This is a genomic window from Pseudomonas sp. NS1(2017) (assembly GCF_002269425.1).
GTDB lineage: Bacteria > Pseudomonadota > Gammaproteobacteria > Pseudomonadales > Pseudomonadaceae > Aquipseudomonas > Aquipseudomonas reactans.
Map to the genome: position 1 here is coordinate 3,116,086 of NZ_CP022960.1, position 16,444 is coordinate 3,132,529.

Annotated in this window: 18 protein-coding genes; 9 read left to right on the forward strand and 9 right to left on the reverse strand. The window is 60.4% G+C overall.

Going from position 1 to position 16,444, the window contains the following annotated elements; translation table 11 throughout:
- Positions 1-44: 44 nt before the first annotated feature.
- A complete protein-coding gene (sthA, locus tag CI807_RS14705; RefSeq protein WP_016975273.1) occupies positions 45-1,439 on the forward strand; it encodes a Si-specific NAD(P)(+) transhydrogenase in 1,395 nt (464 codons plus the stop codon).
- Between the two features lie 42 nt (positions 1,440-1,481).
- Here sthA and CI807_RS14710 read toward each other — a convergent pair whose 3' ends face one another.
- Both CI807_RS14710 and CI807_RS14715 read right to left on the reverse strand, forming a co-directional pair.
- Positions 1,482-2,204 (reverse strand): glycerophosphodiester phosphodiesterase, encoded by a 723-nt coding sequence (locus tag CI807_RS14710; protein ID WP_095015140.1) that lies wholly within the window; start codon positions 2,202-2,204, stop codon positions 1,482-1,484.
- Between the two features lie 44 nt (positions 2,205-2,248).
- Positions 2,249-2,827, reverse strand: coding sequence for a PilZ domain-containing protein (locus CI807_RS14715; protein ID WP_016975275.1), 579 nt, complete (start codon positions 2,825-2,827; stop codon positions 2,249-2,251).
- 94 nt (positions 2,828-2,921) lie between these two features.
- On the opposite strand from CI807_RS14715, the gene CI807_RS14720 reads away from it, so the two are divergent.
- From CI807_RS14720 to CI807_RS14730, 3 genes are all read left to right on the forward strand, one after another.
- Complete coding sequence (locus CI807_RS14720) at positions 2,922-4,172, forward strand: lipoprotein-releasing ABC transporter permease subunit (protein WP_016975276.1); 1,251 nt, start codon at positions 2,922-2,924, stop codon at positions 4,170-4,172.
- Positions 4,173-4,179: 7 nt separating this feature from the next.
- A complete protein-coding gene (gene lolD, locus CI807_RS14725; RefSeq protein WP_020372622.1) occupies positions 4,180-4,863 on the forward strand; it encodes a lipoprotein-releasing ABC transporter ATP-binding protein LolD in 684 nt (227 codons plus the stop codon).
- Between the two features lie 62 nt (positions 4,864-4,925).
- Complete coding sequence (locus CI807_RS14730; RefSeq protein ID WP_095015141.1) at positions 4,926-6,170, forward strand: lipoprotein-releasing ABC transporter permease subunit; 1,245 nt, start codon at positions 4,926-4,928, stop codon at positions 6,168-6,170.
- A gap of 84 nt (positions 6,171-6,254) precedes the next feature.
- Here the strand turns inward: CI807_RS14730 and CI807_RS14735 are convergent, their stop codons facing one another.
- Entirely contained in the window at positions 6,255-7,595 is a 1,341-nt protein-coding gene (locus CI807_RS14735) for a heavy metal sensor histidine kinase (RefSeq protein ID WP_095015142.1), read from the reverse strand.
- Positions 7,592-8,272 carry a heavy metal response regulator transcription factor gene (locus CI807_RS14740; RefSeq protein WP_095015143.1) on the reverse strand — a complete coding sequence of 227 codons (681 nt, stop codon included), beginning with the start codon at positions 8,270-8,272 and terminating at the stop codon, positions 7,592-7,594. The genes CI807_RS14735 and CI807_RS14740 overlap by 4 nt, the downstream gene beginning before the upstream one ends.
- 155 nt (positions 8,273-8,427) lie before the next feature.
- Here CI807_RS14740 and CI807_RS14745 point away from each other — a divergent pair, with 155 nt between their 5' ends.
- Positions 8,428-8,940, forward strand: a complete 513-nt coding sequence (locus tag CI807_RS14745; RefSeq protein ID WP_095015144.1) for a plastocyanin/azurin family copper-binding protein — start codon at positions 8,428-8,430, stop codon at positions 8,938-8,940.
- 69 nt (positions 8,941-9,009) lie between these two features.
- On the forward strand, positions 9,010-9,840 hold the full coding sequence (queF, locus tag CI807_RS14750) for an NADPH-dependent 7-cyano-7-deazaguanine reductase QueF (protein WP_095015145.1): 831 nt from the start codon (positions 9,010-9,012) through the stop codon (positions 9,838-9,840).
- A 36-nt stretch (positions 9,841-9,876) separates the two neighbouring features.
- Here queF and CI807_RS14755 read toward each other — a convergent pair whose 3' ends face one another.
- Positions 9,877-10,143 carry a DUF4404 family protein gene (locus tag CI807_RS14755; protein WP_005786202.1) on the reverse strand — a complete coding sequence of 89 codons (267 nt, stop codon included), beginning with the start codon at positions 10,141-10,143 and terminating at the stop codon, positions 9,877-9,879.
- Positions 10,144-10,253: 110 nt separating this feature from the next.
- Positions 10,254-10,862, reverse strand: a complete 609-nt coding sequence (locus CI807_RS14760) for a phosphatase (protein ID WP_095015146.1) — start codon at positions 10,860-10,862, stop codon at positions 10,254-10,256.
- Between the two features lie 195 nt (positions 10,863-11,057).
- Here CI807_RS14760 and CI807_RS14765 point away from each other — a divergent pair, with 195 nt between their 5' ends.
- Positions 11,058-11,747 (forward strand): VacJ family lipoprotein, encoded by a 690-nt coding sequence (locus CI807_RS14765; protein WP_068936084.1) that lies wholly within the window; start codon positions 11,058-11,060, stop codon positions 11,745-11,747.
- Positions 11,748-11,807: 60 nt separating this feature from the next.
- On the opposite strand, the gene CI807_RS14770 is transcribed toward CI807_RS14765, so the two are convergent.
- Positions 11,808-12,104: a PilZ domain-containing protein gene (locus CI807_RS14770; protein ID WP_095015147.1), complete on the reverse strand. Its 297-nt coding sequence runs from the start codon at positions 12,102-12,104 to the stop codon at positions 11,808-11,810.
- A gap of 276 nt (positions 12,105-12,380) precedes the next feature.
- On the opposite strand from CI807_RS14770, the gene rssB reads away from it, so the two are divergent.
- Both rssB and rssC read left to right on the forward strand, forming a co-directional pair.
- Complete coding sequence (gene rssB, locus CI807_RS14780) at positions 12,381-13,562, forward strand: two-component system response regulator RssB (protein WP_095015148.1); 1,182 nt, start codon at positions 12,381-12,383, stop codon at positions 13,560-13,562.
- Entirely contained in the window at positions 13,562-14,044 is a 483-nt protein-coding gene (gene rssC, locus CI807_RS14785; protein WP_003172602.1) for an anti-sigma factor antagonist RssC, read from the forward strand. The genes rssB and rssC overlap by 1 nt, the downstream gene beginning before the upstream one ends.
- A gap of 111 nt (positions 14,045-14,155) precedes the next feature.
- Here rssC and tal read toward each other — a convergent pair whose 3' ends face one another.
- Both tal and dusA read right to left on the reverse strand, forming a co-directional pair.
- Positions 14,156-15,082 carry a transaldolase gene (gene tal, locus CI807_RS14790; protein ID WP_095015149.1) on the reverse strand — a complete coding sequence of 309 codons (927 nt, stop codon included), beginning with the start codon at positions 15,080-15,082 and terminating at the stop codon, positions 14,156-14,158.
- Between the two features lie 251 nt (positions 15,083-15,333).
- Positions 15,334-16,353 (reverse strand): tRNA dihydrouridine(20/20a) synthase DusA, encoded by a 1,020-nt coding sequence (gene dusA, locus CI807_RS14795; protein ID WP_095015150.1) that lies wholly within the window; start codon positions 16,351-16,353, stop codon positions 15,334-15,336.
- Positions 16,354-16,444: the final 91 nt, after the last annotated feature.

A 16,444-nucleotide genomic window follows, 5' to 3' on the forward strand; every position in this document is an offset into this window, starting at 1 on the left:
GCCCGGCGTCCAACCGTACGCCTGGCCTGTTCTGAGGAGTACGCATGGCTGTCTACAACTACGACGTGGTGGTACTGGGTTCCGGCCCGGCTGGAGAAGGTGCGGCGATGAACGCCGCCAAAGCTGGGCGCAAGGTGGCGATGGTCGATAGCCGCCGCCAGGTCGGCGGTAACTGCACCCACCTGGGCACCATCCCGTCCAAGGCCTTGCGTCACTCGGTGCGCCAGATCATGCAGTTCAACACCAACCCGATGTTCCGGGCCATTGGTGAGCCGCGCTGGTTCTCGTTCCCGGACGTGCTCAAGAGCGCCGAGAAAGTCATCTCCAAGCAGGTTGCTTCGCGTACCGGCTACTACGCCCGTAACCGCGTCGACCTGTTCTTCGGCACCGGCAGCTTCGCCGACGAGCAAACCATCGAAGTGGTCTGCCCTAATGGCGTGGTCGAGAAACTGGTGGCCAAGCACATCATCATCGCCACCGGTTCGCGCCCGTATCGCCCAGCGGACATCGATTTCCACCACCCGCGTATCTACGATAGCGACACCATCCTCAGCCTGGGCCACACCCCGCGCAAGCTGATCATCTACGGCGCTGGCGTGATCGGCTGTGAATACGCCTCGATCTTCAGCGGCCTGGGTGTACTGGTAGAGCTGGTGGATAACCGCGACCAGTTGCTGAGCTTCCTCGACTCTGAAATTTCCCAGGCGTTGAGCTACCACTTCAGCAACAACAACATCACCGTGCGCCACAACGAAGAGTACGAGCGGGTCGAAGGCCTGGACAACGGGGTGATCCTGCACCTCAAGTCCGGCAAGAAGATCAAGGCCGACGCCTTGCTGTGGTGCAACGGCCGTACCGGCAACACCGACAAGCTGGGCATGGAAAACATCGGGGTCAAGGTCAACAGCCGTGGCCAGATCGAAGTGGACGAAAACTACCGCACCTGCGTGGCGAACATCTACGGCGCCGGTGACGTGATCGGCTGGCCGAGCCTGGCCAGTGCGGCGCATGACCAGGGCCGCTCGGCCGCTGGCAGCATCGTCGACAATGGCAGCTGGCGCTATGTGAACGACGTGCCGACCGGGATCTACACGATTCCCGAAATCAGCTCGATCGGCAAGAACGAGCACGAACTGACCAAGGCCAAGGTGCCTTACGAAGTCGGCAAGGCGTTCTTCAAGAGCATGGCGCGTGCGCAGATCGCCGGCGAGCCGCAAGGCATGCTGAAGATCCTGTTCCACCGTGAAACCCTGGAAGTCCTCGGCGTGCATTGCTTTGGCTACCAGGCTTCGGAGATCGTGCACATCGGCCAGGCGATCATGAACCAGCCGGGTGAACTGAATACCCTGAAGTATTTCGTCAACACCACGTTCAACTACCCGACCATGGCGGAAGCCTATCGGGTAGCGGCCTACGACGGCCTCAACCGGCTTTTTTGAGCGGCTCCGGCCGGTGGCCTGAGCCGGCCGGGGAGACCGATTTCAGTAATTCCCGAGAGTGGCAGTGGCCAAACCGGGAAAGTCTGTAATCAGGCTATCTACGCCGAAGTCGGCGAGCCTGCGCATCAGCGCGGGTTCGTTGACGGTCCACACGGACACGTGCAAGCCCTGGCGCTGGGCTTTTTCCAGTCGCTCAGGGGTGCACAACGTCCAGTTCAACGCCAGAATCTCACAGCCATAGTTCTGCGCGACCTTCAGCGGGTCGAGCCAGGCGTATTCCGCCACCAGTCCGCGTGACAGGTCGGGAGTGAGTTCAACGGCGGCCTTCAGTACTTCCCGCGAACTTGAGGTCACGGTGACCTTGTCCATCAGCCCGAAACGCACGGCCATCTCGCGGATTGCCAGCACGGTGGTGGCGGCGCGGGTGCGCGAGGCGCTTTTGACTTCCAGTTGCCAGTGATCGAAGTCGCACTGTTCGAACAGTTCTTCCAGACGCGGAATCGGGCACGGCTTGACCCAGCCTGGGCCGCCTTTGCGTGCGTCCATCTTCACCAGGTCGGCCGCCGAATACTCGACGACTTTGCCTCTCCGGTCGGCGGTGCGCTTGAGGGTCGGGTCGTGGATGACCATCAGCTCGCCGTCCATGGACAGGTGCAAATCCAGTTCGCAGCGGCGTACGCCGTGCTTGAGGCATTCCTGAAAGCTGGTCAGGGTGTTTTCCGGTGCTTCGCCTTTGGCACCGCGGTGGCCGTAGATCAGGGTCACAGTTGCTCCTTCGCGCCAGGATAGCTGGCGTAGTGAATACGAATTCAGATGTCGTCGTTTTGTTCCCGCGCCAGGCGCCGTTCCTGGGCCTGTTTCTGCAGGATGTAGCGCGCCAGCAGTTGGCGTTGGGCGTCGGTCATGGCTTCGAATTCCGTGCCGACATCAAAGCCTGCGCCTTTGGGGTCGCAATGGGTGACCCGCGCACGCAGCAGCAGGCCGAGCGCCTGGGGCATCAGCACCAGCTTGACCGCCAGGTGCGCACCGGCCGGCAGGGGCGTGGGGTGTTGGAAGTCGATGCCGCCTTCGGAAATGATCACCGGTTGCGGTGCGCCGACCTCATCCAGAAGGCCGCGCGCCATGATCTGGCTGAGCAGGTCCAGGCGTTTGTTCTGCACGCGCAGGAAGGCGGCGAGGGTGCGATCCTTCTCGCTGAGCTGGCGCAGCAGGTGCTGGGCTTCGAATTCACTCAGGTGCAGTTCACTGAGTAAATTGAACAGCGGAGAATCATCCAGCAACACTTCCTTACTCGCCGCCTCGGGGGCAGACAGGCTTTTGATTTGAAGTGCGATCATGTCGTCGATACGGTAGTATTCGCGGCGTTCTTCTTCATCTAATGTCGACATGGCGAACCCCAGCTAGCGGTAATGGTCAGAGTGTAAAGCTGCTTACCAGACCCCGCCACCGGGACGTCTTCTTTTCCTCCGAACAAGCCCCGACATGTTCAGACCTCTCTTCGTATTTATTGGCACGCGTTATACCCGTGCAAAGCGTCGCAATCATTTTGTGTCGTTCATTTCCCTGACCTCGATGATCGGGCTCGCCTTGGGCGTGGTCGTGATGATCGTGGTGCTGTCGGTGATGAACGGCTTCGATCATGAGATGCGCACCCGCGTGCTGGGCATGGTGCCCCACGCGACCATCGAGGGCGATGCGCCCATCAGCGACTGGCAAAGCCTGGCCGACAAGGTCAAGCAGAACCCCAAGGTGCTGGCCGTCGCGCCATTTACCCAGATGCAGGGGTTGCTGACCAATGACGGCAAGGTGCAGAAGATCCTGCTCAATGCCATCGACCCGGCCCAGGAGCGCAACGTCTCGATCATCGACAAGTTCATGCTGCAGGGCAAACTCGACGACCTGGCGCCTGGCAGTTTCGGCATCGTCATCGGCGACAAGGCCGCTGCCAAGCTCGGCGTGGGCCTCGGCGACAAGCTGACCTTCGTCGCGCCGGAAGTCACCGTGACCCCGGCGGGCATGTTCCCGCGCATGAAGCGCTTTACCGTGGTCGGCACCTTCCATGTCGGCGCCGGCGAAATCGACGGCTACCTCGGCCTGACCAACCTCACCGACCTGGCGCGCCTGCATCGCTGGCAGCCGGACCAGGTGCAGGGCCTGCGCCTCAAGTTCGCCGACCTGTTCGATGCGCCACGCGGCGCCTGGGAAATCGCCCAGCACTTGGGCGAAAGCCAGTACTACGCCCGCGACTGGACCCGTACCCACGGCAACCTCTACCAGGCCATCCGCATGGAAAAAGCCATGATCGGTCTGCTGTTGCTGCTGATCGTCGCCGTGGCGGCCTTCAACATCATCTCCACGCTGGTGATGGTGGTGAACGACAAGAAGGGCGATATCGCCATCTTGCGCACCCTCGGCGCTACGCCGGGGCAGATCATGGCGATCTTCATGGTGCAAGGCACCGTGATCGGCGTGGTTGGCACCTTGATCGGTACGGCGGTGGGCATTCTTGCCGCGCTGAACGTCAGTGCCGCCATCGCCGGCCTCGAAACCCTGATCGGCCACAAGTTTCTCAACGCCGACGTCTACTTCATCGACTACTTGCCGTCCCAGGTGCAGGCCCAGGACGTGTTGATGGTAGGCGGCGCTGCGTTGGTCCTGAGTTTCCTTGCCACCCTGTATCCAGCCTGGCGCGCGGCACGTACCCAGCCAGCACAGGCCTTACGTTATGAGTGAATCGGGCATGAGTGAAAAAGCAATCCTGAGCTGCCGCGACCTGGGCAAATCCTACGAGGAAGGCCCGGAGTCGGTGGTGGTGTTGTCCAACCTGCAGCTTGAGCTGCACCCGGGGGAGCGCGTGGCGATCGTCGGCAGTTCCGGTTCCGGTAAAAGTACCTTGCTGAACCTGTTGGGCGGCCTTGATACGCCGTCCCAGGGCAGCGTGTGGCTGGCCGGTGAAGAGCTGTCGGCCCTCGGTGAAAAGGCCCGTGGGCAGTTGCGCAACCGCTCGCTGGGCTTTGTGTACCAGTTCCACCACCTGTTGCCGGAGTTCACCGCCCTGGAAAACGTGTGCATGCCGCTGCTGATCGGCAAGACCGCGATTCCGGAAGCCCGCCAGCGCGCTAAAGCACTGCTGGAGCGCGTCGGCCTCGGTCATCGCCTGGAGCATAAACCGGCTGAATTGTCCGGCGGCGAGCGCCAGCGTGTGGCCATCGCCCGCGCGTTGGTGAACAACCCAGGGCTGGTGATGCTCGATGAGCCGACCGGCAACCTCGACTCCCACACCGCCCAGGGCATCAAGGATTTGATGCTGGAACTGAGCACCCAGATGCGCACCGCGTTTCTGGTCGTGACCCATGACATGAGCATGGCCCGCCAGATGGACCGCGTGCTGCACCTGCAGGAAGGTCATCTGGTCGCCATCTGACCCGTTTCAAGCCCGGCGCTTCAAGCGCCGGGCTTTTTCATTTTTTCAGGCGGTGCAAGCGAATGTTCAGACCGTTATCGATTTTCATCGGCACGCGCTATACCCGCGCCAAGCGCCGCAACCGTTTTGTCTCGTTTATCTCGATGACCTCGATGATCGGCCTCGCCCTGGGCGTGTTGGCGATGATCGTGGTGTTGTCGGTGATGAACGGCTTCCAGCGCGAAATGAGCTCGCGCATCCTTGGCATGGTGCCTCACGCCACCATCGTCGGCGTGAACCCGATTGACGATTGGCAGCCGGTGGCTGCTGCCGCGATGAAGAATCCGGAAGTGACTGCCGCCGTACCTTTCACGCAGATGGACGGCATGTTCTCCTACAAGGGCGCCATGCAGCCGATTGAGATCAGCGGCATCGACCCGGCGCAGGAAGGCAAGGTGTCGATCGTGGCCCAGCATATTGTGCGCGGGAGTCTGGAAGACTTGAAGCCTGGCGAGTTTGGCGTGGTCATCGGCGACATCACCGCGCGCCGCTTTCGTCTGAATGTGGGCGATAAAGTGACCCTGATCGTGCCGGAAATCAGCACTGCACCGGGTGGTATCACCCCGCGCATGCAACGCTTGAACGTGGTGGGCATTTTCAAGGTCGGTGCCGAGCTGGATGGCTCCATGGCGATGATCCACATGGCCGACGCCGCAGAGATCCAGCATTGGCAGCCGAACCAGGTGCAAAGCGTGCGCCTGGCGGTGAAAGACCTTTACGCGGCCCCGAAGGTCTCGTCGGACATCGCCGCCAGCCTGGGCGCTGCCTACAAGCCTGACGACTGGACCCACACCCAGGGCAGCCTGTTCAGCGCGATGAAGATGGAGAAGACCATGATCGGCCTGTTGTTGCTGATGATCGTCGCCGTCGCCGCGTTCAACATCATCGCCACCTTGATCATGGTGGTGAACGACAAGGGCGCGGACATCGCGATTTTGCGCACCATCGGCGCGACGCCCCGGCAGATCATGGCGATCTTCATGGTGCAGGGCACGGTGATCGGTATCGTCGGCACCTTGATCGGCGGCGTATTGGGCGTGATTGCCGCGCTGAACGTGAGTGAGCTGGTGGGCTGGGTTGAGCGGGTCACCGGTCAGCATATCTTCAGTTCGGACGTGTATTTTGTCAGCAACCTGCCTTCGGAACTGCAAGGTGGGGATGTGCTGCTGATCTGCACGGCCGGGTTCGTGTTGAGCTTTCTGGCGACGCTGTATCCGGCGTATCGGGCGGCGAAGATTGAGCCGGCGCATGCCCTGAGATATTCGTAAGCCTTTAGACCGCTATCGCCGGCAAGCCGGCTCCTACATTGGATTGCGTGTTACCTGTAGGAGCTGGCTTGCCGGCGATGGCGCCTATGCGGGCAACTCAATGACAAATCTTGTCCATCCCGCCTCAGATTCACCATAAATCCTCCCCCCGTGCGCCCGCACAATCGACTGGGTAATCGCCAGTCCCAATCCCGCATGTTCACTGCTGCCTTCATGGCGCGCCGGGTCCGCCCGGTAGAAGCGGTCAAACAACCGCGGCAGCAGCTCCGCTGGAATGCCATCCCCGGTGTTCTCTACTGAGAGCCTCACGCCATCCTCTATCCGCACACGCACTTCGCCACCCGGCGGAGTAAACCGCAAGGCGTTATCCAGCAAGTTTGACAAGGCCCGGCGCAGCATCCCGCGATCACCCGCCGTAGTGGCTGCGCCCTCACGAACCAGGCTGATCTGCCCGTCTTCCGCCAGCAGTGCAAAAAACTCCAGTAGCGCGTCCACTTCATCCGCCAGCGCCAAGGTTTCGCGCTTGGGCATCAGCAGGCCGTGATCCGCCTTGGCCAGGTACAACATGTCATTGACCAACTGCGCCATCCATTGCAGCTCTTCCAGGTTGCTGTGCAACGCCTCGCGGTAATCCTCCAGCGGGCGCGGCTGCGTGAGGATGACTTGGGTCTGGGTCAGCAGGTTCGACAGCGGCGTGCGCAGTTCGTGGGCGATGTCGGCGGAAAACGCCGAGAGGCGCTGGAACGCGTCGTCCAGTCGTCCGAGCATCGCGTTGAATGCCTGGGCCAGGTCGGCCAGTTCCGTGGGCATTTCCTGTTGAGGCAAACGTTGGGTCAAGGAGTGGGCTGACACACTGGCCGCCACTTCGCCCATGCGTCGAAGTGGCCGCAACCCGCTGCGGGCGGCCCAGGCGCCGAGCAGGGCGGTCGCCAGGGCTGACAGGCCCACGGTGAGCCAGATCAGATGCTGCATGCGCTGCAAGAAGTGCTGATGGTGAGTAATGTCGAGCATCAGGCTCAGTTGCGGCGAGTCGGGTTGGACTGCCCGCAACGGCGCGTTGTAGACCCGGTAGTCGGTGTCGGCGTTTTGCAGGCTGTGCAGGCCGGGCGCGTCGGGCAAGGTCACGCTTGGCGCATCGTCCAGCCAACGTTGGCCGGCGGCGGTGATGCGTAGGGTAAGGTCGGGCTGGCGACTGAGTTCGGTGCGCAATTGCGCTTCACGCCGGGCGAAGGCCTCCGGCGAGTCGACGCCCTGTAACGTACTGCGCAGCGCCACCAGCTTGCTGTCGAGTTGTTGCTGGTCCAACTCAATGAAGTGCGCCTCGCTGGCGCGGTTGAACAGCACGCCGGCGATCAGCGACACCACGGCGGTGCAGGCGGCAAACAGCAGCGCCAGGCGGCTGGCCAGGGACAGGCGCTTGATCAATTGACGCGCTCCTCCAGCACATAACCCATGCCGCGTACGGTGTGGATCAGCTTGTTGGGGAAGTTGTCGTCGACTTTCAGACGCAGGCGGCGGATCGCCACTTCGATGATGTTGGTGTCGCTGTCGAAGTTCATGTCCCACACCTGGGAGGCGATCAGCGATTTGGGCAGCACTTCGCCTTGGCGGCGCAGCAGCAGTTCCAGCAGGGAGAACTCCTTGGCCGTCAGGTCGATGCGCTGGCCGTCCCGCTCGACGCGGCGACGGATCAGGTCCAGGCGCAGGTCGGCCAGTTGCAGCGCGGTTTCCTGCGGCGTGCTGCTGCCACGGCGCAACAGACTGCGCACACGGGCGAGCAGTTCGGAAAACGCGAAGGGCTTGACCAGGTAGTCGTCGGCACCCAGCTCCAGGCCGTGCACGCGGTCTTCCACGGCGTCGCGGGCGGTGAGGAACAGTACCGGAATATCCAGGCCAGCGCTGCGCACGGCCTGGAGGATTTGCCAGCCGTCACGGCCTGGCAGCATCACGTCGAGGATCAACAGGTCGTAGTCGCCGGTCAAAGCGAGGTGCTGGCCGCTGGTGCCATCGGCCACCAATTCAGTGGTAAAGCCCGCCTCGGCCAGGCCCTGGCGCAGGTAGTGGCCGGTTTTGGGTTGGTCTTCGACGATCAGCAGTTTCATGGGCGGCTCTTGGCAACGGTGGACGACGGCTTTATACCTTGAGTGCCAGGGCAGGGGAGCAACCTGACAAAGTTGTAATCTAGCAGTCAGCTAGCTGGCAGCGGCGCAATCTTAGAGTGCCGCTCAAGCTGTTCCTATATTTCTGGAGAAGACCGATGGCGTTGCGTACACCCCTGTTGTTGGCGGGTTGCCTGTTGGCGTTGAGTTTTAATGCGATGGCCGATGCCGCCCACACCTATGCATTCGGTGAAGCTGCACCGGCGAGCAAAGCCACGCGTACCGTGGAAGTGACCTTGCAGGATATTTCCTTTTCGCCCAAGTCCCTGGACGTAAAGGCCGGTGAGACGGTGCGCTTTGTGCTGGTCAACAAAGGCCAGTTGCTTCACGAATTCAACCTGGGCGACGCGGCGATGCATGCCGAACACCAGAAGGAAATGCTGCAGATGCAGGCCAGCGGCATGCTTACTGCCACCGGTATGGGCAAGATGGACCACGCTGCCATGGGCCACGGTGCGATGAAACACGATGATCCCAATAGCGTACTGGTTGAGCCGGGCAAAACCGCCGAGCTGACCTGGACGTTCACTAAGGCCACGGGCCTGGAGTTTGCCTGCAACCTTCCGGGGCATTACCAGGCGGGTATGGTCGGCAAGCTCAACGTCGATTGATCCGCTGGCGCTTAGGCACGGGGGCAAAGGCTGGTAGACTGGCGCGGTTTATTTAGCCAGGTTTCCGCCATGCATCCCGCAGCCGAACATTCGCCGCTGGGCAAGTCCAGTGAATACATCTCCACCTACACACCTTCGTTGCTGTTCCCGATCCCACGTGCCGCCAAATGGGCCGAGCTGGGCCTGAGCGCCGAGACCCTGCCTTACAAGGGCGTGGATTTCTGGAACTGCTTCGAATTGTCCTGGCTGCTGCCGTCCGGCAAGCCGGTGGTGGCCATCGGTGAGTTCAGCATCCCGGCCAACTCGCCGAACATCATCGAGTCCAAGTCGTTCAAGCTGTACCTCAATTCGCTGAACCAGACCGCGTTTGCCGATGCGGCCAGCCTGGAAGCGACCCTGCGCACCGACCTCAGCGCCGCTGCCGGTAAGCCGGTGAGCGTGCGCATCCGCAGCCTGGCCGAGATCGAGGCCGAAGGTGTGATGGCTTTGCCAGGTGTGTGCATCGATGATTTGGATATCAGCGTCAGCAACTACGAGCACCCGCGCCCGGAGCTGCTGCGTTGCGATGAGTCGCGCGTTGTCGAGGAGAGCGTGCACAGCCACCTGCTCAAATCCAACTGCCCGGTGACCAGCCAGCCGGACTGGGGCAGTGTGGTGGTGGAGTACCGTGGTCACGCGTTGGATCACGCCAGCCTGCTGGAGTACATCGTGAGCTTTCGCCAGCACTCGGACTTCCATGAACAATGCGTAGAGCGCATCTTCCTGGACCTGCAGCGCTTGCTGAAGCCGGAGACGTTGACGGTGTATGCGCGGTATGTGCGGCGGGGAGGGTTGGATATCAACCCGTATCGCAGTACGGAAGACGTGGCGTTCCAGAACGTGCGCCTGGCCCGTCAGTAACATTGAAAAGCCCCGCGATTGCGGGGCTTTTTGCTATCAGATCCCGATATTGCCCAAGGTGATCATGATATTTCGCAAGGTCCCGGAAATCACCGGGTGCTCAGCGTCGAACTCGATGGCCGCTTGATTCACATCGTCGGAAATACTCGGTGTTTGAGTGGCCGGCTCAAGCTCAAGTTGCAATTCAAACTTGGCAATCAAGGCTTCCAGCGCTTCACGTTTTTCTTCCGACAGCGGCGGTTCCTGTTCCAACTGCCCGCGCAGGATCTCGACCTGTTCTTCCAGTTTTTTGCGATCAGGCATGACGTGTTTCCTTTTATCGATAGGCACTGGCATAGACCACGGCACGCCGAGAAAGGTCTACGGGCTGACCTGTAGATTAATCCACTGGCGCCGACTGTGCATGATCCGTGTCAGGGCTTCTCGCCTTTGAGCTGGCGCAGGCTGATGTCGGCCAGGCAGGTGCCGAGTTCGCCCAGGTGATCGATCACCGAGTGCACGCCCAGCCCGTACAGTGCAAGGGTGGCCTTGCCGCGCTTGAGCTCGCGTTCCTGCTCGCTCAGCGCGAGCCATTGTTCGGGGGCCATGCCACAGAGTGAGCCGCAGGAAGCCAGGCCGATGGTCCACAGCCCGGCATTAAGGCCTGATTGCAGCAGGCGCGGCTCGCCGCTGACCAACACGCAACCTTCCAGGCGTTCGATGTTCAGTTCCATCAACGCTTGCCAGCAGGCGTGGGGCGCGGGCCAGCGAATGGAGGAGGGTGATGTCGCCTTGACCCATGCAGGCAGCGTGGTGGCCAGCGGGGTGGTGACGGCGGGGGGCAGTTCATCCAGCCAGGCGCAAGGGACGCCTTGGTCTTGGAGGCTGCGCAGTATTTTTATTGCGCCCGGTGTGGCTTGGGAGTCCGGGGAGGGTGAGTCGGTGCGTGCGCGGGAACCGAAGTCCACCAGGCAGCCACTCAGGCCAAACAAAACGGCAGTCAAGGCGGGGGCGCTGGCGATGGCTATCTCGGCGTGAGGCATGTCGACATCCCTGAAATAGCGTCAACGCTATCGGGCCAGGATGACAACTCGATGACAGGATTGTTAATTGTAGGAATTTTGTCCATTTTTGGTCTGACGTTTCCTAGTTACTGCCTAATTGGCGACTTCCGTCATATACTGACGGCCTTATTCAGGGCATAGCGCCCATGACAGACCATTCAAGGAGCAAAAGCTATGCGCTGGAGCCACTACTTCGCTCAGCTGTCGGTGTGTGCCACTGTCCTGCTGGCGCCTTTCGCTGCACAGGCTGCATCGGAAGACGATCCATGGGAAAGCGTCAACCGCCCGATCTTCACCTTCAACGACACCGTCGATACCTATGCCCTCAAGCCACTGGCCCAGGGTTATCAGTTCGTGACCCCGCAATTCGTTCAGGATGGCGTTCACAACTTCTTCCGCAACATCGGTGATGTGGGCAACCTGGCCAACAATGTGCTGCAGCTCAAGCCCGAAAAGGCCGGTGTAGACACGGCCCGTTTGCTGGTCAACACCACCTTCGGCGTGCTGGGCTTTATTGATGTCGGCACCAAAATGGGGCTGCAGCGCAGCGATGAAGACTTCGGTCAGACCCTCGGCTACTGGGGCGTAGGCAGCGGTCCATACGTCATGCTGCCTTTGCTGGGCCCGAGCACCTTGCGTGATGCGCCGTCCAAGTACGTGGACAGCTACACCCAACCGTACCGCTACATGAACGACATCGGCTGGCGCAACAGCACGTTCGGCCTGAATATCGTTGACACCCGTGCCAGCCTGCTCGACAGCGAGAAGCTGATCACCGGTGACAAGTACACCTTCATTCGTAACGCTTACCTGCAGAACCGCGAGTTCAAGGTCAAGGATGGCAAGGTCGTCGACGACTTTTAAGCTGTGACGTTTTGAAATGAAAAAGGCGACCCTTGCGGTCGCCTTTTTTGTGCGCGGCTTTCAGCGCATTTTCAGGATCCTGAGGCCCAGGTGCTGGTCGTCACCGCTGGTTTTGGTCCATACCACCTCGGTGTCCGCCTCCAGGCCCTTGAGCGCCGCGTGCTCCGAATCGATGCGCACCGTCAACCGGTCGCCTACGTTGAACTGGCGCGGCGCCTGCACTTGCATGCCGGAGCTGGAAAGGTCCACACAAACCCCGGCAATCTCCTGCCCTGCGTGGATCAGAGACACATCGGCATCCACACGCATGCGGATGAAATCGCGTTTTTCGGCGTAGTCGCGCTCGTGTTCGCTCATGGGCTTCATCCTTACTTTGTGTTGTGGTCGTGCCTGTTCTTATAACTCCCGGTGATTTGCGGTGTAAAGACGCCCGGCGACCATCGGCATGAGCTTGAAACCCCTGACGGATGGGAGTACCGTCTGCGCCTTAGAAGGGCACCTCTGCTTTACCGTTGTGCATGGGGAAAATCCCAATGCTTTGTAGGACAGAGAGGCTAGAAAGCGAATCCAGTACGTGAGCCCGGCCATTGTCGCGCCACCTACGCCAACCTAATTCTGGCGCCGTTTGCCCACATGCAAAAAACCAGTGCCACGCTGCTGATAATCGATGACGACGAAGTAGTGCGCGCGAGCCTCGCGGCCTATTTGGAAGACAGTGGCTTCAGCGTCCTGCAGGCCAGTAATGGCCAACAGGGTCTCCAGGTATTCGAGCGCGACCAGCCCGACCTTGTGATCTGCGACCTGCGCATGCCCCAGATGGGCGGCCTGGAGCTGATTCGCCAGGTGACTGAACGCGCCCCGCAGACGCCGGTGATAGTCGTGTCGGGCGCCGGGGTGATGAACGATGCTGTCGAAGCCTTGCGCCTAGGCGCCGCCGACTACCTGATCAAGCCCCTGGAAGATCTCGCGGTGCTGGAGCACTCGGTGCGCCGTGCCCTGGATCGTGCACGCCTGCTGGTGGAAAACCAGCGCTACCGTGAAAAGCTCGAAACCGCCAACCGCGAACTCGAAGCCAGCCTCAACCTGCTCCAGGAAGACCAGAACGCCGGTCGCCAGGTGCAGATGAACATGCTGCCAGTCAGCCCCTGGACCATCGACGACTTCCAGTTTGCCCATCAGATCATCCCGTCGCTGTACCTGTCGGGTGATTTTGTCGACTATTTCCGCGTGGATGAGCGACGTGTGGCGTTCTACCTGGCCGATGTCTCCGGCCATGGTGCTTCCTCTGCTTTTGTCACCGTGTTGTTGAAATTCATGACCACGCGGTTGCTGTTCGAATCCAAGCGCAATGGCACCTTGCCGGAGTTCACCCCCTCCGAGGTGCTGGGCCACATCAACCGGGGCCTGATCAGCTGCAAGCTGGGCAAGCACGTGACGATGGTCGGCGGCGTGATAGATGAAGAAACCGGTCTTTTGACCTACAGCATCGGCGGTCACCTGCCGATGCCGGTTTTATACACTCCAGACAGTGTGCGTTACCTGGAAGGTCGTGGCCTGCCGGTGGGCTTGTTCAATGAAGCCACCTACGAAGACCACATCCTGGAGCTGCCGCCGACGTTCAGCCTTACGCTGATGTCAGACGGCATCCTGGACCTGCTTCCAGAGCCTACACTCAAAGAGAAAGAAGCCGCCTTGCCCCAAAAGGTCAAGTCGGCGGGCGGCAGCCTGGATGGCCTGCGGCAGGTTTTTGGATTGGCCACGCTAGGGGAGATGCCGGATGATATCGCCCTATTGGTGTTGAGCAGGAATCTTTGATGAGTACCGGAAGAATCCAATTCGCCGAGCAAGACGGGACCTTCGTCCTGAAATTTGTCGGTGAAGTGCGCCTGACCTTGTGTTCGGCGCTGGATGCGACGATTGAGCGGATCTTCACAGCGCTGAACTTCTCGGCGATCGTGATCGATCTGACCGAAACCCGCAGCATCGATAGCACCACCTTGGGCCTGTTGGCCAAGTTGTCCATTCTGTCTCGGCAGAAGGTTGGCCTGTTGCCGACTGTGGTCACCACCCACGAAGACATCACCCGTCTGTTGCAGTCCATGGGCTTCGATCAGGTGTTCAACATCGTTGATCGCCCGATTCCGTGCCCGGAATGCCTGACCGACCTGCCTTCGCAAGACCAGTCCGAAGAAGTGGTGCGGGTCAAGGTACTGGAAGCGCACAAGATCCTGATGGGCCTCAACGAGTCCAACCGCGAAGCCTTCCACGACCTCGTCAACGCCCTCGAACGTCACTGACGAACCACGCCCCCTGTGTAGGCGCTGGCTTGCCAGCGATGGCGTCAGTCCAGGCAGCATAAAAAAGGGCGGAACCCTCACAGGTTCCGCCCTTTTTGCAGTCGCCGCCTTTTACAGCTTGGCAGTCAGCAACGCCTCCAGCTTCTCTTGGTCGCGAGCAAACTGACGAATCCCTTCCGCCAACTTCTCAGTCGCCATCGCATCCTCGTTGGACTCCCAACGGAACTGCGCTTCAGTCAGATGCACACGGGCTTCACCGGCATGGCCTGGCGACAGCTTGCGCTCCAGCTTGCCTTCATCCGCTGCCAGCTTCTCCAGCAGGTCCGGGCTGATGGTCAGGCGGTCACAGCCAGCCAGCTCTTCGATCTGGCTCAGGTTACGGAAGCTTGCCCCCATCACCACGGTCTTGTAGCCATTGGCCTTGTAGTAGTTGTAGATGCGCGTCACCGACTGCACGCCCGGGTCTTCAGCTCCGGTGTAGTCGTTGCCGTTGGCCTTCTTGTACCAATCGTAGATACGGCCCACGAACGGCGAGATCAGGAACACGCCAGCTTCTGCACAGGCCACAGCCTGGGCGAAGGAGAACAGCAGCGTCAGGTTGGTCTGGATGCCTTCTTTTTCCAGCTTCTCGGCAGCGCGGATGCCTTCCCAGGTGGAGGCGATCTTGATCAACACGCGGTCGCGGCCAACGCCGGCTTTGTCATACAGGTCGATCAGACGGTGTGCGCGCTTGAGAATGGCGGCTTCATCGAACGACAAACGGGCATCCACCTCAGTGGAAATACGGCCCGGTACCACTTTAAGAATCTCTTGACCCACCGCCACCGCAAAACGGTCGCTGGCCAGGCCCACGTCACCGTTGCAGTCTTGCACGGCCTCATCCAGCAGCTTGGCATAGCCCGGAATCGATGCAGCCTTGAGCAGCAGGGAAGGGTTGGTGGTGGCGTCTTGCGGCTTGAGCTTGGCGAGGGTGGAAAAATCGCCGGTATCGGCAACGACAGTGGTGAATTGCTTGAGTTGTTCCAGCTTGGAAGTCATGGGCGTGCTCTGTCCTGTGGGTCTGATGACATTACCCGAGCGCTGGCAGGCGCTCAAGGGCGCAAATGCGTTCGATCGTTTGCGAGGGCAACAACCTGAAAACAGCCGTTTGAATGCCCCGCCTTGGTGCTAAATAGGAGGGCAAAACCGCCAGCAGGTTCAACCCAACTGCTACTGGCGACTCGATCAACTGTAGGAGCTGGCTTGCCAGCGATGACGGCAGCCCGACCGCCCCTTACATCAACTGACCCTCACCGCCCTTCCAGCAACGCTCCCGCCTGATCCAGCAATGCCAAAGGATCACTCGCCTTATGAATATCCACCGACAACAACTGCCTGAACTTGCGCGCCCCGGGAAAACCGGTGCCCAACCCCAGAATATGCCGAGTGATATGGTGCATCGAGCCACCACTCGCCAAATGCTGCGCAATATAAGGCCGCAACTGCACCAACGCCTCCGCCCGACTGATCACCGGCGCCTCACTGCCAAACAACTGCTGATCCACCTCCGCCAGCAAATACGGATTGTGATAAGCCTCCCGCCCCAACATCACCCCATCAAACGTCTGCAAATGCTTATGGCACTGCTCCAGCGTCTTGATCCCGCCGTTGAGAATGAACTCCAACCCAGGGAAATCCCGCTTCAACTGCGCCGCGACGTCATAACGCAATGGCGGAATGTCACGGTTCTCCTTCGGCGACAACCCCTCCAGAATCGCAATCCGCGCGTGCACGGTAAAGCTGGTGCAGCCCGCGTCCTTCACGGTTCCGACGAAATCACACAATTCGGCGTAGCTGTCCCGGCCATTGATGCCGATACGGTGCTTTACCGTAACTGGAATTGACACCGCATCGCGCATGGCTTTCACGCAATCGGCGACCAGGGCAGGGTGAGCCATCAGGATTGCGCCGATCATGTTGTTTTGTACGCGGTCGCTTGGGCAGCCGACGTTCAGGTTTACTTCGTCATACCCCGCAGCCTCGGCCATGCGCGCGCAAGCGGCCAAATCAGCCGGAACACTACCGCCCAACTGAAGGGCCAGCGGGTGTTCGGCTTCGTTGTGGCGCAGAAAGCGGTCATGGTCGCCGTGAAGAATGGCGCCGGTGGTGACCATCTCGGTGTAGAGCAGGGCGTGTTTGGAGAGCAGGCGCAGGAAGAACCGGCAGTGGCGATCGGTCCAGTCCATCATCGGCGCCACGCTGAACCGGCGAGATAGCTCTGTACGTGAAGGGCTAGTATTTACTGGGGTTAAGGCTTTTTCGAAATTCATTGATACTGATCTTTTATACAGCGGTTTTTACCCATGTCCCCTTGTTTTCTAAAGACGGTTGCTACATTGTAGCGATCGAATTCGGCAATGT

Excerpts from the sequence above, each read along its gene's own strand:
- sthA (WP_016975273.1), top strand. The coding sequence starts at position 45 with ATGGCTGTCTACAACTACGACGTGGTGGTACTGGGTTCCGGCCCGGCT.
- CI807_RS14715 (WP_016975275.1), bottom strand. The coding sequence starts at position 2,827 with ATGTCGACATTAGATGAAGAAGAACGCCGCGAATACTACCGTATCGAC.
- CI807_RS14720 (WP_016975276.1), top strand. The coding sequence starts at position 2,922 with ATGTTCAGACCTCTCTTCGTATTTATTGGCACGCGTTATACCCGTGCA.
- lolD (WP_020372622.1), top strand. The coding sequence starts at position 4,180 with ATGAGTGAAAAAGCAATCCTGAGCTGCCGCGACCTGGGCAAATCCTAC.
- CI807_RS14730 (WP_095015141.1), top strand. The coding sequence starts at position 4,926 with ATGTTCAGACCGTTATCGATTTTCATCGGCACGCGCTATACCCGCGCC.
- CI807_RS14740 (WP_095015143.1), bottom strand. The coding sequence starts at position 8,272 with ATGAAACTGCTGATCGTCGAAGACCAACCCAAAACCGGCCACTACCTG.
- CI807_RS14745 (WP_095015144.1), top strand. The coding sequence starts at position 8,428 with ATGGCGTTGCGTACACCCCTGTTGTTGGCGGGTTGCCTGTTGGCGTTG.
- queF (WP_095015145.1), top strand. The coding sequence starts at position 9,010 with ATGCATCCCGCAGCCGAACATTCGCCGCTGGGCAAGTCCAGTGAATAC.
- CI807_RS14755 (WP_005786202.1), bottom strand. The coding sequence starts at position 10,143 with ATGCCTGATCGCAAAAAACTGGAAGAACAGGTCGAGATCCTGCGCGGG.
- CI807_RS14760 (WP_095015146.1), bottom strand. The coding sequence starts at position 10,862 with ATGCCTCACGCCGAGATAGCCATCGCCAGCGCCCCCGCCTTGACTGCC.
- CI807_RS14765 (WP_068936084.1), top strand. The coding sequence starts at position 11,058 with ATGCGCTGGAGCCACTACTTCGCTCAGCTGTCGGTGTGTGCCACTGTC.
- CI807_RS14770 (WP_095015147.1), bottom strand. The coding sequence starts at position 12,104 with ATGAGCGAACACGAGCGCGACTACGCCGAAAAACGCGATTTCATCCGC.
- rssB (WP_095015148.1), top strand. The coding sequence starts at position 12,381 with ATGCAAAAAACCAGTGCCACGCTGCTGATAATCGATGACGACGAAGTA.
- rssC (WP_003172602.1), top strand. The coding sequence starts at position 13,562 with ATGAGTACCGGAAGAATCCAATTCGCCGAGCAAGACGGGACCTTCGTC.
- tal (WP_095015149.1), bottom strand. The coding sequence starts at position 15,082 with ATGACTTCCAAGCTGGAACAACTCAAGCAATTCACCACTGTCGTTGCC.
- dusA (WP_095015150.1), bottom strand. The coding sequence starts at position 16,353 with ATGAATTTCGAAAAAGCCTTAACCCCAGTAAATACTAGCCCTTCACGT.